Annotated in this window: 13 protein-coding genes and 1 pseudogene; 11 read left to right on the top strand and 3 right to left on the bottom strand. The window is 50.9% G+C overall.

The genetic code is table 11. From position 1 onward, the window contains the following. Positions 1 to 99 precede the first annotated feature (99 nt). The 3 genes from KG631_RS17615 to KG631_RS17605 all read right to left on the bottom strand — a co-directional run bounded on the left by KG631_RS17615 (position 100) and on the right by KG631_RS17605 (position 4,343). Complete coding sequence (locus tag KG631_RS17615; RefSeq protein WP_214000942.1) at positions 100 to 1,257, bottom strand: acyl-CoA dehydrogenase family protein; 1,158 nt, start codon at positions 1,255 to 1,257, stop codon at positions 100 to 102. Between the two features lie 182 nt (positions 1,258 to 1,439). Further along, the gene (locus KG631_RS17610; RefSeq protein WP_214000941.1) at positions 1,440 to 2,936 is read right to left on the bottom strand and encodes a CoA-acylating methylmalonate-semialdehyde dehydrogenase; all 1,497 of its coding nucleotides are present in this window, start codon (positions 2,934 to 2,936) and stop codon (positions 1,440 to 1,442) included. Between the two features lie 213 nt (positions 2,937 to 3,149). Beyond that, on the bottom strand, positions 3,150 to 4,343 hold the full coding sequence (locus tag KG631_RS17605) for an acetyl-CoA C-acyltransferase (protein ID WP_214000940.1): 1,194 nt from the start codon (positions 4,341 to 4,343) through the stop codon (positions 3,150 to 3,152). Positions 4,344 to 4,619: 276 nt separating this feature from the next. Here KG631_RS17605 and KG631_RS17600 point away from each other — a divergent pair, with 276 nt between their 5' ends. The 11 genes and pseudogenes from KG631_RS17600 (at position 4,620) to KG631_RS17550 (ending at position 15,373) form a co-directional block, all read left to right on the top strand. Beyond that, positions 4,620 to 5,024 (top strand): MerR family DNA-binding transcriptional regulator, encoded by a 405-nt coding sequence (locus tag KG631_RS17600; RefSeq protein WP_214000939.1) that lies wholly within the window; start codon positions 4,620 to 4,622, stop codon positions 5,022 to 5,024. 34 nt (positions 5,025 to 5,058) lie between these two features. After that, a complete protein-coding gene (locus KG631_RS17595; protein WP_097109992.1) occupies positions 5,059 to 6,228 on the top strand; it encodes an isovaleryl-CoA dehydrogenase in 1,170 nt (389 codons plus the stop codon). 1 nt (position 6,229) lies between these two features. Then, positions 6,230 to 7,836: pseudogene (locus tag KG631_RS17590) on the top strand (carboxyl transferase domain-containing protein). Positions 7,837 to 8,159: 323 nt separating this feature from the next. Continuing rightward, positions 8,160 to 8,966 carry an enoyl-CoA hydratase/isomerase family protein gene (locus KG631_RS17585; RefSeq protein ID WP_214000938.1) on the top strand — a complete coding sequence of 269 codons (807 nt, stop codon included), beginning with the start codon at positions 8,160 to 8,162 and terminating at the stop codon, positions 8,964 to 8,966. Positions 8,967 to 8,968: 2 nt separating this feature from the next. Beyond that, positions 8,969 to 10,954 carry an acetyl/propionyl/methylcrotonyl-CoA carboxylase subunit alpha gene (locus KG631_RS17580; RefSeq protein WP_214000937.1) on the top strand — a complete coding sequence of 662 codons (1,986 nt, stop codon included), beginning with the start codon at positions 8,969 to 8,971 and terminating at the stop codon, positions 10,952 to 10,954. Then, positions 10,951 to 11,865, top strand: a complete 915-nt coding sequence (locus tag KG631_RS17575; RefSeq protein ID WP_214000936.1) for a hydroxymethylglutaryl-CoA lyase — start codon at positions 10,951 to 10,953, stop codon at positions 11,863 to 11,865. The genes KG631_RS17580 and KG631_RS17575 overlap by 4 nt, the downstream gene beginning before the upstream one ends. A gap of 323 nt (positions 11,866 to 12,188) precedes the next feature. Next, complete coding sequence (locus KG631_RS17570; protein WP_214000935.1) at positions 12,189 to 12,890, top strand: CoA transferase subunit A; 702 nt, start codon at positions 12,189 to 12,191, stop codon at positions 12,888 to 12,890. Between the two features lie 10 nt (positions 12,891 to 12,900). Beyond that, positions 12,901 to 13,560, top strand: coding sequence for a CoA transferase subunit B (locus KG631_RS17565; protein ID WP_214000934.1), 660 nt, complete (start codon positions 12,901 to 12,903; stop codon positions 13,558 to 13,560). 126 nt (positions 13,561 to 13,686) lie between these two features. After that, entirely contained in the window at positions 13,687 to 14,136 is a 450-nt protein-coding gene (locus KG631_RS17560; protein ID WP_214000933.1) for an antitoxin Xre/MbcA/ParS toxin-binding domain-containing protein, read from the top strand. A 154-nt stretch (positions 14,137 to 14,290) separates the two neighbouring features. Beyond that, positions 14,291 to 14,770, top strand: coding sequence for an RES family NAD+ phosphorylase (locus tag KG631_RS17555; RefSeq protein WP_214000932.1), 480 nt, complete (start codon positions 14,291 to 14,293; stop codon positions 14,768 to 14,770). Positions 14,771 to 14,881: 111 nt separating this feature from the next. Next, positions 14,882 to 15,373 carry a DUF4234 domain-containing protein gene (locus KG631_RS17550; RefSeq protein ID WP_214000931.1) on the top strand — a complete coding sequence of 164 codons (492 nt, stop codon included), beginning with the start codon at positions 14,882 to 14,884 and terminating at the stop codon, positions 15,371 to 15,373. Position 15,374 lies beyond the last annotated feature (1 nt).

The raw sequence follows: 15,374 nt of genomic DNA, 5'->3' as shown, positions 1-15,374 counted from the left end.
GGGCGGAAACGAGCCCCCAGGGATGGGTTTACGGCGTGTCGGCGTGAACAAACCTGGTTCACCTTTTCGCTAAACCACGAACATTATCCGTTATCTTGGTTACAGAATGTCGCCTGCAGCTTCATCCAGTAACCGCCGGCCGATAATCAACCGCATAATTTCATTGGTGCCTTCCAAAATCTGGTGCACCCGCACATCGCGGAAATGCCGCTCCAGCGGATATTCCTTAATGTAGCCATAGCCACCGTGCAGCTGCAGCGCCTGATCGCACACCTGAAAGCCAACATCAGTGGCAAAGCGTTTAGCCATGGCACAGTATGCAGTGGCTTCACCGTCTTTTTCATCCAGCTTAAACGCCGCTAAACGCACCAACTGGCGGGCAGCCACTAACTCGGTGGCCATATCAGCCAGTTTAAACTGCAGTGCCTGAAACGCTGCCAGGGGCTTACCAAACTGCTGACGCTCCAGCATATAGTTACGGGCAGTATTTAGTGCCTGCTGGGCAGTACCAATAGAACAGGTGGCGATATTTATCCGGCCGCCGTCCAGGCCTTTCATGGCAAAACCAAAACCTTCGCCTTCGTTGCCCAGCAGGTAATGGGCAGGAATACGCACATCTTCAAAGGTAATTAAGCGGGTTGGCTGAGCATTCCAGCCCATTTTTTCTTCGGCTTTACCATAAATAACCCCTTTGGCATCGGCTGGCACAATAAAGGCAGAAATGCCTTTGGGGCCAGCTTCGCCGGTACGGGCCATCACCACTAATACTTCGGTTTCTCCGGCGCCAGAGATAAACATCTTCGAGCCGTTTAGCACATAGTCACTGCCATCTTTTTTGGCAGAGGTACGTAAACCCGCCGCATCTGAGCCTGAGCCCGGCTCGGTTAAGCAGTACGATGCAAGCTTCTGGCCGGTGACTAAATGCTCTACCCACTCGGCTTTGGCGTCCGCCGTGCCCCAGGTGGCAATCATCCAGGTGGCCATATTGTGAATAGTCAGCATGGCGGTGGTGGCGGTACAGCCCATCGCCAGTTGCTCAAAAATAATCGACGAATCCAGCCGGGATAAACCCATACCGCCGTCATCTTCAGCGGTATACAGCGAGCAAAAGCCCAGCTCACCGGCTTTTTGAATCACGTCTTTCGGGAAATGATGATCCCGGTCCCACTTTGCGGCATGCGGCGCCAGTTCTTGTTCAGCAAACTGTTTGGCCACATCAACAAAGGCTTGCTGGTCTTCTGTTAAATTGAAATTCATTGCTACATCCTGATTTAAATCCGATGTCTGATGAGGACTGCAGACTTTGCTAAGCCGACCGTTGAAGCCCTGGACGGGCGGAAACGAGCCCCCAGGGACGGTTTATGGCGTGTCGGCGTGCAAAGTGTGCTGGCCTCCTCAATAAGGCTCAGTTATTCACTAAGCCCGTCTTGTTGCTTTTATTAACGCAGGTTAATTGACATATTAGGGCCAGAAACCGGAATATCGTCGTCAAACCAGCGGGCAGTAATGGTTTTGGTCTCAGTGTAAAAACGCACCGCCTGCTTACCATAAGCATGCTGATCGCCATAGAACGAGCCTTTCCAGCCAGTAAACGAGAAGAACGGCAGTGGCACCGGAATTGGAATGTTAATCCCGACCTGGCCTACTTCCACTTCATGCTGGTACTTACGGGCAGCCGCACCGCTGGCGGTAAAGATTGACGTACCGTTACCGTAAGGGCTGTCATTAACTACTTTCAGCGCATCCTGCAGTGTCGGCACCTGCATGGTGGTTAACACCGGGCCAAAAATTTCTTGCTTATAAATTTCCATCTCGGTAGTGACATTGCTAAACACGGTTGGGCCAACCCAGTTACCGTCTGGATAACCTTCCACTTTGCAGTCTGAGCCATCCAGCACACAGGTGGCGCCTTCTTTTTTACCCTGCTCAATTAACGACAATACCCGGGCACGCGCCTGCGGGCTGATTTGCGGGCCGTAAGCCGCGTTCGGGTCGGTATAGACACCAGGCCGAACTTTGCCAATGGCCGCCGCTACTTCCGGGATCCACTCGGCAGCAGCACCAACAAATACCGCAACAGATATCGCCATACAACGCTGACCGGCCGCACCTACTGATGCACCAACCAGGGCATTTACTACCTGCTGCTTATTCGCATCCGGCATAATGACCATATGGTTTTTCGCGCCGGCAAAAGCCTGTACCCGTTTTAAGTTGTCGGTACCGGTTTTGTAAATATACTGGCCAACATTGACTGAACCGACAAACGAAATGGCTTTAATATCCGGGTGGTGCAGTATCGCATCGACCTGCTCTTTCGCGCCGTGCACGACCTGCAACACGCCTTTAGGCGCACCAGCTTGTACAAACAGTTCAGCAATTTTATTTACCGTCATCGGATCTTGCTCTGACGGTTTTAAAATAAAGGTATTGCCGCAGGCAATGGCCATTGGGAACATCCACAGTGGGATCATCGCCGGGAAGTTAAACGGGGTAATGCCGGCACAGACGCCCAATGGTTGAATGTAGCTGTAGGTGTCGATGCTGCGCGCGACGTTTTCAACGGTTTCGCCCATCATTAATGAGGGGATATTGGCGGCTTGCTCCACCACTTCGATACCACGCCAGACATCGCCTTTAGCGTCTTCAACGGTTTTACCCAGCTCCCGGCAGATAATGTCGGCAATTTCGGCCTGGTGCTCTTTTAATAAATGCGCAAAGCGCATCATTAAGCGGGCGCGCTCTGATACCGGCACTTCTTTCCAGGTTAAAAAGGCCGCTTTGGCCGACTCGACCGCCCGGGTCATTTCCTCTGCTGTGGCGCAAGGTACCTGGGCAATCACTTCCTGAGTAGCCGGGTTGGTGACGGGGATCAGTTTGTCACTGTTTGAGGTGACGAACTCGCCGTCGATAAAATGCTTAACCTGTTGTGTCATATTGCTTCTCCCGGTTGTTGGGTATGCCATCAGCCTGTTATATGTTTAATAAGAGGTTGTGCTGAACGGCGGTATTTCGGTGCAAAGAGATCGGTTGCGATACCCGCTGTGCTCGCCACAGCAACTCAGATTTGTTGCACAAATCTTCAGACACTCTGCGGCTGCGCTATCGGGTTCCCAACCTCACTCCTAATTTTCTAATACTGTTCTGATTTACAGAACTTCAACTGCTAAAGCGACGGCTTCACCGCCACCGATACACAGTGAGGCGACGCCTTTACTCAGGCCGCGGTTACGCAGCGCATGAATAAGGGTAACCAGAATACGGGCGCCTGACGCACCTATCGGGTGGCCCAACGCGCAGGCACCGCCGTTAACGTTTACTTTGGCTTCATCCAGCCCCAGCTCGTTAATCGCCAGCATGGTTACCATGGCAAAAGCTTCGTTAATTTCCCATAAATCGACCTGCTCTTTATCCCAGCCGGCTTTTTGCAATACTTTTTGCATCGCGCCAACCGGGGCAACGGTAAACAGCGCCGGCTCCATGGAATTAGTGCTGTGCGCCACAACGCGGGCCAGAATGGTAGCGCCCTGGGCTTTGGCATCTGCTTCGCGCATTAATACCAGTGCTGCCGCGCCATCAGAAATAGAGCTGGAGTTTGCCGCTGTAATGGTGCCGTCTTTAGCAAAAGCCGGCCGTAAAGACGGAATTTTATCCAGTTTGGCATTGCCTGGCTGCTCGTCTACCTTAAAGGTCACTTCGCCTTTACGGGTTTGAAAGCTAACCGGGGCAATTTCAGCCTCAAAAGCACCATTGCTGATCGCTTGCTGGGCACGAGTAGTGGATTGCACAGCAAAGGCGTCCATCTGCTCGCGGGTTATGCCTTTCTCATCCGCAGTGCCCTGAGCAAAGCAGCCCATGGCTTTGCCATCGTAGGCGTTTTCCAGGCCGTCCAGCATCATATGATCTTTAACTTCGCCATGGCCCATGCGGTAGCCGCTGCGTGCTTTGGGCAATAAATAAGGCGCATTTGACATCGACTCCATGCCACCGGCCACGACCAGATCGGCGCTACCGGCTTTTAATAAATCACTGGCCAGCATTACGGCCTTCAAACCTGAACCACATACTTTATTGATAGTAGTTGCACCGGCAGTTAGCGGTAAGCCCGCTTTTAAGGTGGCCTGACGCGCTGGGGCCTGGCCTAAACCGGCTGGCAGCACGTTACCCATAATTACTTCGCTGACCTTATCGCCACTAACACCGGCCTGCTCTAACGCCGCTTTAATGGCAGTCGCGCCAAGCACGGTGGCGTCAACCTCGGTTAAGCCGCCCATAAAGCCGCCCATCGCGGTGCGTTTTGCCGCAACGATTACAATATTGTGTCCGGTATTGTCAGAAGCCATTTTACTCTCCTATCAAGGTTGGCCTGAAAAGATGCCCAAGAGCCTACACCAAATTTACGTTTACGCCAACGTCAACCATCTAGCACTATGGTAGTGTCGGCCGATTATAGTTCGGGAAATGGTTCATTAAACTGTACAGTCGGACCAGCAAACTCTGGCATTTTTGCTTTACAAAGCCAAGCAAATCGCTCTTTTGTTGATTTTCAACACCCACCATCAGCTTTACCTTTACGTAAACTTCACTTATAGTTGATGGCGTTTTTCGGGAAGGCGGTTATGACAGAAAAAGAAGAAAAAACCTACAGTATCAGCGAGCTGGCTAAAGAGTTCGACATTACGACCCGCAGCATTCGGTTTTACGAAGACCAGCGGCTGCTTACGCCTTTACGTAATGGCCAGACCCGCATTTACAGCAAACGTGACCGGGTAAGGTTAAAGCTTATTCTACGTGGTAAACGGCTGGGGTTCAGCCTGGCCGAAACCGGCCAGTTGTTTGAACTTTACGACGCAGATAAAAGCAGCGTTACCCAATTAAATACCATGCTGAAATTAATCGAGCAGAAGAAGAGCGAACTGCATCAGCAACTGGACGATATTAAAGTGGTGCTAATGGAGCTGGTCACCGTTGAAAAACGTTGCCGCGATACCTTAGCCGACGCCAAACAATCCAAAACCGCCTAGGCGGTTTTCAGCATTTAGCAAACGGGGATTTACCATGATTAGCAGTTACAAAGGCCTGAACTTCGATTTAGGCGAAACCGTCGATATGATCCGCGAGCAGGTTAATGCATTTGCCCGCGAAGAAATAGCCCCACGGGCCGAACACATTGACCAGGTTAATGAATTCCCGAATGAGTTATGGCGTAAATTTGGTGACTTAGGCCTGCTCGGCATTACCGTTGATGAAAAGTACGGCGGCTCGGGTCTGGGTTATTTAGAGCATGTGGTGGCTCTGGAAGAAATCAGCCGTGCCTCGGCCTCCGTTGGCCTGTCTTACGGTGCCCACTCTAACTTGTGTGTTAACCAGATTTTCCGCAACGGTACTGAAGAACAAAAACTAAAGTACCTGCCTAAACTGTGCTCTGGTGAGCATATCGGCGCACTGGCAATGAGCGAGCCCAATGCCGGCTCAGATGTGGTCAGCATGAAGCTGCGCGCTGAGCTAAAAGGCGATAAATACATTTTAAACGGCAATAAAATGTGGATCACCAACGGCCCCGACGCCCACACTTACGTTATTTACGCTAAAACCGACATTAATGCCGGCAGCAAAGGCATTACCGCCTTTATCGTTGAGCGCGGCACTAAAGGCTTTAGCACCGCTCAAAAGCTGGATAAGTTAGGTATGCGCGGCTCTAACACCTGTGAGCTGGTGTTTGAAGATTGCGAAGTACCGGCTGAAAACGTGCTAGGCCAGATTGGCGGCGGCGTTAAAGTATTAATGAGCGGCCTCGATTACGAACGTGTGGTACTGGCAGCCGGCCCGCTCGGTATTATGCAGGCCTGCATGGACGTAGTAGTGCCTTACATTCACGACCGTAAGCAGTTTGGCCAGGCTATTGGCGAGTTCCAGCTGGTACAGGGCAAACTGGCCGATATGTACACCCAGATGAACGCGGCAAAATCTTATGTTTATACCGTAGCCAAAGCCTGTGACCGCGGTGAAACCACCCGCAAAGATGCTGCTGCCGTTATTTTGTATTCGGCAGAGCTGGCCACCAAAATGGCGCTGGATGCCATTCAGTTACTGGGCGGTAATGGCTACATTAACGAATACCCTACCGGCCGCTTACTGCGCGATGCCAAGCTGTATGAAATTGGTGCCGGCACCTCTGAAATTCGCCGGATGTTAATCGGCCGCGAGTTATTTACTGAGTCGAACTGATATGACCAAGATCGCGAGTAAAATTAATCCACGCACTGAAGAATTTCAGAAAAACGCTGACGCCATGCAAGCCGTAGTGGACGATCTGAACAGCAAAGTGCAGCAAATTAAACTCGGTGGTGGTGAGGCGTTAATTGCCCGCCATACGGCCCGTGGTAAACTGTTTGTCCGTGAGCGTATTCAGAAGCTGCTTGACCCGGGATCGCCGTTTTTAGAAGTGGGCCAGTTTGCCGGCTGGGAATGTTATGATGACTATGTGCCCAGTGCCGGGGTCGTCGCTGGCATTGGCCGGGTTAGTGGTGTTGAGTGCATGATTGTTGCCAACGACGCCACCGTGAAAGGTGGTACTTATTACCCGCTTACCGTGAAAAAACACTTGCGGGCGCAGGAAATAGCCGAGCGCTGCCACCTGCCCTGCATTTATCTGGTGGATTCCGGCGGTGCTAACCTGCCACGCCAGGATGATGTGTTCCCCGATAAATTGCACTTTGGCCGGATCTTCTTTAATCAGGCCAATATGTCAGCCAAAGGCATTCCACAAATTGCCGTGGTCATGGGCCTGTGTACCGCCGGTGGCGCTTATGTGCCGGCGATGGCCGATGAAAGCATTATCGTTAAAGAGCAAGGCACTATTTTCTTAGCCGGCCCACCGCTGGTGAAAGCCGCTACCGGTGAAGAAGTGTCAGCAGAGGAGCTGGGCGGTGCCGATGTCCACTGTAAGATCTCTGGCGTGGCCGATCATTATGCGTTAAATGATGAGCACGCGCTGCAACTGGCCCGCAATGCGGTGTCACGCTTAAATCGACCAGCGCCTGAACCAATGGATGTAAAAGCGCCGCAAGAGCCGCTGTATGACGCCAAAGAGCTGTACGGCATTGTTGGTACTGATTTACGTAAGCCTTTCAATGTTAAAGAAGTGATTGCCCGGATTGTTGATGGCTCTGATTTTGACGAGTTTAAACAACTCTATGGCGCGACGTTAGTTTGCGGTTTTGCGCGCATCTTCGGCTATCCGGTGGGCATTGTCGCCAATAATGGGATTTTATTCTCAGAGTCGGCGCAAAAAGGCGCCCACTTTATTGAACTGTGTGCTCAGCGCAAAATTCCGCTGCTTTTTTACAGAACATTACCGGCTTTATGGTTGGTAAAAAGTATGAAGCCGAAGGTATTGCCAAGCACGGTGCCAAAATGGTGATGGCGGTAAGCTGTGCCAAGGTGCCGAAATTTACTGTGTTGATTGGTGGCAGCTACGGCGCCGGCAACTACGGCATGTGTGGCCGCGCTTATGACCCAACCATGATGTGGATGTGGCCTAATGCCCGCATTTCAGTAATGGGCGGCGAGCAAGCTGCTGGGGTAATGGCCCAGGTCACCAAAGATGGTCTGGCCCGTAAAGGCGAAACGCTGTCGGCCGAAGCGGAAAAAGCGCTGAAACAGCCGATTATTGAACAGTACGAGAAGCAGGGACACCCCTACTACGCCAGCGGTCGCTTGTGGGATGACGGTATTATTGACCCGGCCCAAACCCGGATGACAGTGGGTCTGGCCTTGGCGGCAGCACTTAATGCGCCAATTGAAGAGACGAAGTTTGGCGTGTTTCGGATGTGATGCAAGTGGTTGTCAGGTGCTTCGGCCATAGACGCTGCAATCGCGCCGTACAACTTTGTCAGAACACGCCGTGAATACATCCCTGTAGGCTCCTGTTTTTCATCCATGAAAAACACGGTTCTGAGCAAAGTGCACTGTGCGCTTGCTGCTACGAGGATTAAGCGGGTGCGGATGTGATTTTTTCGGCGACCGTTGAAGCCCTGGACGGGCGGAAACGAGCCCCCATGGATGGGTTCACGGCGTGTCGCAGACAAAAATTCACGCAGCAACCGCGATGTCGGAGAAAGACAGTCTCAGGTTGCATTAATACTTTCGGAGAAAAGATGAACCAGGTTTACACCCAAGTGAGTATCGACCAGCGCGGCGTGGCCAGCTTAACGTTAAACCGGCCCGAAGTGCACAATGCCTTTGACGATCTGATGATTGCCGAGCTTATTCAGGTACTCGACCAGCTGGCTGCCAACCCGGATGTACGGCTGTTGTTGTTAAACGCCAATGGCAAAAACTTCTCTGCCGGTGCCGATTTAAACTGGATGCGCTCGATGGCCGAAAAAAACTATCAGCAAAATCTGGACGACGCCAACGAACTGGCCCTGCTAATGCACAAGCTGGATAAATTCCCCAAACCTACCCTTGCCATGGTGCAAGGTGCCGCCTTTGGTGGCGCAGTGGGCCTGGTAGCATGTTGCGATATCGCCATTGCCAGCGACAATGCCAGCTTCTGCTTAAGCGAAGTGAAAATTGGTCTTATTCCGGCAGTGATCAGCCCCTATGTCATGCGTGCCCTGGGCGAGCGGCAAAGCCGGCGTTACTTTTTAACGGCTGAGCGCTTTAGTGCCGATACCGCCATAGCCCTTGGGTTATTACATGAGGTAATCAGCGCTGACGAGCTGCAGCAAAAAGCTGATGCGTTGATCGACAGCCTGCTGCAAAACAGCCCGGCAGCGATGAGTGCAGCCAAAGCGCTGATTCACAATATTTATAACCGCAAAATCAGCAACAATGTGGTGGCACATACTACCCAGGCGATTGCTGAAATTCGGGTGTCAGATGAAGGTCAGGAAGGCCTTGGCGCTTTTCTGGAAAAACGCCGCCCTAACTGGTTACCGCCAAAGCCACAGGATAATTAACTATGTTCCGCAAGATATTAATAGCCAACCGTGGCGAAATTGCCTGTCGGGTTATCGACACCGCTCACAAACTGGGTATCCGCTGCGTGGCGGTGTACTCAGAAGCCGATGCCAATGCCCGTCACGTGCGGATGGCCGATGAAGCCTATTTGCTTGGCCCTGCCCCCAGCAAAGACTCCTACCTGCGCAGCGATAAAATTATCGATATCGCCAAACAAAGTGGCGCTGAAGCCATTCACCCAGGCTATGGCTTTTTATCAGAAAATGAAGACTTCGCCAAAGCCTGTTCTGATGCCGGCGTAGTATTTATCGGCCCGCCTGTTAATGCTATTACTGCGATGGGCTCGAAAAGCGCTGCCAAGAAAATTATGGCTGAGGCCGGCGTGCCGCTGGTGCCGGGTTATCATGGTGATGATCAGTCAGATGAAAAGCTTGGCAGTGAATCAGCCAAAATTGGCTATCCGCAGTTATTAAAAGCCGCCTACGGTGGCGGTGGTAAAGGCATGCGGGTGGTCTGGAAAAAAGAAGAATTCGCCGATGCTTTAGCCAGTGCCCGCCGCGAAGCCAAAGCCGGTTTTGGCAATGATAAAATGCTGATCGAGCGTTACTTAACCAAGCCGCGGCATATTGAAATTCAGGTATTTTGCGACAATCATGGCGATGCTGTGTACTTAGCGGAGCGCGATTGCTCTATACAGCGCCGCCATCAGAAAGTGATTGAGGAAGCGCCAGCACCGAACTTCAGCAGTGTTCAACGTCAGGCGATGGGCGAAGCAGCAGTAAAAGCCGCCAAAGCGATTGATTATCGCGGTGCCGGTACCGTCGAGTTTTTGTTTGACGAAGACGGCTCCTTCTATTTTATGGAAATGAACACCCGGCTACAGGTAGAGCATCCGGTAACCGAAATGATCACCGGCCAGGACTTAGTAAAGTGGCAGCTGTTAGTGGCTGCCAATGAAGCCCTGCCGCTAAGTCAGGATGAAGTGCAGATTGATGGCCATGCCATTGAAGTACGGGTGTATGCCGAAGACCCGGATAACGACTTCCTGCCGCAGACCGGTAAACTGACGTATTTACGCCAGCCAGAAGCCAGCCGTTATGTGCGGGTAGATACCGGCGTAGTCGAAAATGACGAAGTATCGCCCTATTACGACCCGATGATTGCCAAGTTAATTGTCTGGGATGAAAGCCGTGACCGCGCCATCGCCCGTATGCTGCGCGCACTGGACGATTACCGGATTGCAGGTGTCACCACTAATTTAAGCTTTTTAACCAGCTTAACCGAGCACCCGGCCTTTAAAGCCGCCGAGCTTGATACTAACTTTATTAATCATCATCAGGACACGCTGTTTGCACCAGCCAACAACGAAAACAACCAAGCGCTGGTGCTGGCAGCTTTATTTATTTTAGAGCAGCAAAAAACGCCGTTGCCAAGTCACAGCAGCCCAAGCCCCTGGCAATACAGCCATGGCTGGCGCTTAAACGAAACGCCAACGGTAATACTTAACTTAATCCACGACGAGCAAGCACAGCAGCTGACGATTCGCGAACAGCAACAGCATTATGTTGTCGAGTTGCAGGGCCAGCAAATTTGCTGTTTAGCTGAACTGAACGGTGATGAGCTAAGTGCTACTCTTGGAGATCATAAAACCAAGGTGCGGGTCAGCCGTTATCAGGACACGATTAGTGTATTTATTAAACACCATCGCTATGACTTTATTTACCGCACTGAAGTCACCCCGGAGCTCGATGGCAGTGAGCATGCCGGCAGCCTTACAGCCCCGATGAATGGCACTATTGTCGCAGTAATGACTAAAGCCGGCGCCAAGGTTAAAGCCGGTGATACCCTGGTAATAATGGAAGCGATGAAAATGGAATACAGCATTAAGGCGCCCAAAGACGGCCTGGTAAATGAGGTGTTCTACGGCGCCGGTGATCTGGTAAAAGATGGTGCCGAACTGGTTGATTTTAGCCCGGAGGAAGCATGAGTTTTCCAAAAAGTGTGCGCATCGTTGAAGTTGGCCCGCGTGATGGCCTGCAAAACGAGCAAAGTGTCAGCACTGCCGATAAAATTGCCTTAATTGATATGCTAAGTGCGGCCGGCCACAGCTACATTGAAAGTGGCGCTTTTGTCTCCCCCAAGTGGGTGCCGCAAATGGCCGACTCCAGCGAGGTGTTTGCCGGCATTGTCCGCAAAGCCGGCGTTACCTATGCGGCGCTAACTCCAAATTTAAAGGGCTATCAAGCAGCCAAAGCTGCAGGTGCTACTGAAGTAGCGATTTTTGGAGCCGCATCGGAAGCGTTCAGCCAGAAAAATATTAACTGCAGTATCAGTGAAAGCCTGGAACGTTTTGCGCCAGTAGTGGAAGCTGCCCAGGCTGACGGCATTAAGGTGCGTGGCTATGTTTCCTGCGTGGTGGGTTGCCCCTATCAGGGCGATGTCGCGCCAACAGAGGTAGCACTGGTAGCTAAAGCGCTGCTGGAGATGGGCTGCTATGAAATTTCCCTTGGCGATACCATTGGTGTCGGTACGCCGAAAAAAGTCAATGCTATGCTCGATGCCGTGCTAACTATGGTACCGGCCGAAAAACTAGCGGTGCATTTTCATGATACCTATGGCCAGGCATTAACTAATATTTATGTTGCGCTAAACCGTGGCATCAGCATTATTGACAGCGCCGTGGCAGGTTTGGGCGGCTGCCCTTACGCTGCCGGTGCTTCGGGCAACGTCGCCACTGAAGATGTGGTGTATTTACTCAATGGCCTGGGCATTGAACATGGCATCGATTTAACCGCACTGGCACAGGCAGGCTGGTTTATTACCGGTAAGCTCGGCAAGCAGCCTAGTTCTAAAGTAGGATTGGCGTTAAAGGCTAAGTGCACGCAAACTGGTGGTTAGTTAACAGCAGCAACTAAGGTTCTTCGAACACGGTAAGCACTCCGTACAACTTTTCCGAAGCACGCCGTAAACCCATCCATGGGGGCTCCTGTTTTTCATCCATGAAAAACACGGTTTCGGTCAAAGTGTACTGCGCGCTTCCCTTTACTCCGAAGTAAGCGGATGCGGATGTGATTTTTTCTGCGACCGTTGAAGCCCTGGACGGGCGTAAACGAGCCCCCAGGGAGGGGTTCACGGCGTGTCGCAGACAAAAATACACGTAGCAGCAGCGAAATCGAAGAACAGCTCTAATATAAAGTTCAGCAAAGAACAGAGGACAACAAATGGCAGGGTTTAATAAAGTCGTACATAGCTACGAAGACGCCATGGCCGGCCTGCAGGACGGGATGACCGTTATTGCCGGTGGCTTTGGTTTATGTGGTATTCCGGAAGGCTTAATTGCCCAGATTAAAAAAATGGGCACCACCGACTTAACAGTAGTTTCTAACAACTGCGGCGTTGACGGCTTTGGTTTGGGCATTTTGCTGGAAGATCGGCAAATCAAAAAAATGGTTGCCTCTTATGTTGGTGAAAACGCCCTGTTTGAAAAACAACTTTTAAACGGCGAGTTGGAAGTAGAACTGACCCCGCAAGGCACTCTGGCTGAAAAAATGCGTGCTGGCGGTGCTGGTATACCGGCCTTTTTCACCGCCACCGGCTACGGTACGCCAGTTGCTGAAGGCAAAGAAACCCGCGAAATTAACGGCCGCAACTATGTATTAGAGCCCGCCATCACCGGTGATTTTGCCATAGTACGCGCCTGGAAAGCTGACCGTTACGGTAACCTGGTGTTTCGCCATACTTCCATGAACTTTAACCCAATGGCAGCAACTGCCGGTAAAATTACCGTGGCGGAAGTTGAAGAAATTGTCGAGCCGGGCGAGCTGGAACCTTCGCAAATTCATACCCCGGGTATTTACGTGCAGCGCGTGATCAAAGGCAGCTTTGAAAAACGCATCGAACGTCGTATGGTGCGGCAAGGTTAAGGAGGCAACCATGGCTTTATCTCGTGAACAAGTTGCAATGCGCGTGGCGCAGGAATTAGAAGATGGTTACTACGTAAACCTGGGTATCGGTATTCCGACTCTGGTAGCCAACTATGTACCCGCTGGCATTGAAGTAATGCTGCAATCCGAAAACGGCCTGCTGGGTATGGGCCCCTACCCAACCGAAGCAGAGCTCGACGCCGACATGATTAACGCCGGCAAAGAAACGGTCACCGCCATTAAAGGCGCAGCGATTTTCAGCTCAGCCGAAAGCTTTGCCATGATCCGTGGCGGTCATGTCGATTTAACCGTGTTAGGTGCGTTTGAAGTAGACCAGAACGGTAATATCGCCAGCTGGATGATCCCGGGCAAACTGGTCAAAGGCATGGGTGGCGCCATGGATTTAGTAGCCGGCGCCCAGAATATTGTGGTGACCATGACTCACGCCGACAAATACGGCAACAGTAAGCTGCTGGAAGGCTGCACCCTACCGCTAACAGGTGTGGGCTGCGTGAAGAAAATCGTTACCGATTTAGCGGTGCTGGAAGTGCGCAACGGTGCTTTCCACCTGTTAGAACGCGCACCCGGTATTAGCGTTGAAGAAATTCAGCAAAAAACTGCCGGTAAATTGGTAGTCGATGGCGAAATACCGGAGATGGTGTTTAACTAAGTTGCCATTATCCCGCATTTAGAAATATTGAGGCGCGTTGATTACTGCGATCATTGCGCCCTTTTTTTGACCAATTTAAAATCAAGTGATAACCTTAAAATATATCAACTGATTGGATCATGCATAATGACTGCTTTAGTTCGTGAATTTACGCCAACGCTATACACTACGCCCAACCTGTGGCAACAGCTGGGTATTGCTGAGCGCGGTCCTAAGCTTTATCAGGCATTGCACGATGGCTTTTCTTATGCTGTTTTTGATAAGTTAGCAGCGGTGTCCACGCTGGATAAAAAACAGCTTGCGCAAGTGTGTCAGTTAGCCCCGGCCACGCTGGCAAGGCGGGCAAAGAGCGGTAAATTTACCCAGGAAGAAAGCGACAGGTTGTTTCGCTTTGCCACTGTGTTAGTGGCCGCCAGCGCCTTATTTAATGATGATATGACTGCCACTAAACGCTGGCTTACCGAGCCGGTTTATGGTCTTGGCGATAAGATGCCACTGGCTATGCTGGCAACTTCTGCAGAAACTCAGGCAATTCTGGATTTAATTGGCCGCTTAGAACACGGCGTTTTTGCCTGATGGCGTTTTCTGGAGATCGACGACCAGAGATCGGTTACAACACCCGCCATGCTCACCACAGCAACTCACTCGCGCGAGGGCGCTCCTTCAGACACTCTGTGGTTGCGCTAACGGGGTTCCAACCTCACTCCTGTAACCTAGCCAATGCTGCTTTATGAGTGCCGTTAAACTTTATCGTTTGGTAAACAGTAAATGGGCAGCACAGGCATTTGATGGTGAAGGTGCTCGTTTATATGGTGGACGATGGAATAGTAAAGGCCAGTTGTGTGTTTATACCGCCGGCTCGGAAGCATTAGCGATTCTGGAAATTCTGGTGCATTTAAATAACCGGGCACCGTTAGCTCAGTATCGGTTATTTCAATTAACTATCGACAGCAACGATATCCTAACTGTCAGCCTGAATAATTTGCCAGCCAGCTGGCAGCTGCAACCAGCAACCGCTGATACTGCGCAAATAGGTAATAACTGGCTGGCGCAGCAGGCTAGCCTGGCATTGTCGGTTCCCAGCGTCATTGCACCACGTGAACACAATATCCTGCTTAATCCCCTGCATCCTAACTTTGAAACTTGCTTAGCCACAGCTACAGAGTTAGATTTTATGCCTGATCCTCGCTTAACTATCTTACCGAACTAACAACCTGGAGCAGTTAACTAATTTTGTCCCGTTTAAATATAAAATAGCATTTACTTTTGTTTTCTTATCATTAGAATCCTCTTTCTTAACAAGAAAATAAAAGGACGTTAAATGAGTGACTCGATTTCCAACCCTTATGCTGCTCCGTCTGCAGAACTGAATACCCCGTTAAACAGCAATAACCTGAAACAACTACCCCGGTTTTCAGCCTGGTGGGTATTTTTACTTAGTATTGTGACTTTTGGTATTTACCCACTGTGGTGGCTTTACTCAAGAACCAGTACGTTAAACCAGATCCAAAACAGACCTATCGCCATAGAATTGGTTTATGTTTTGGTAGTACTTTTAGTGGGAAGCTTTGTGCTGGGTTTTGTGGCAGGGTTCTCTGATACCAGCTATGCATTGATTGAAAATACCATCAGTATTGCCTACTGGGTCATTTACTTAATTGTGGCTTACAGCATCAGAAACAGATTACATGGTATATTTGCGACAGAGGGCCATAATGCCCGAATCGGACCTATCCTGACTTTCTTTTTCAGCACCATTTATCTGCAATATAAAATTAATGAAGCAATCGATGTAACCAGTAGCAATAGCTGAT

Source organism: Arsukibacterium sp. (assembly GCF_018402695.1).
Taxonomy (GTDB): Bacteria; Pseudomonadota; Gammaproteobacteria; order Enterobacterales; family Alteromonadaceae; genus Alishewanella.
The sequence above is the reverse complement of the archived record's forward strand: the minus strand, read 5'-3'. Positions and strand labels throughout refer to the sequence as shown.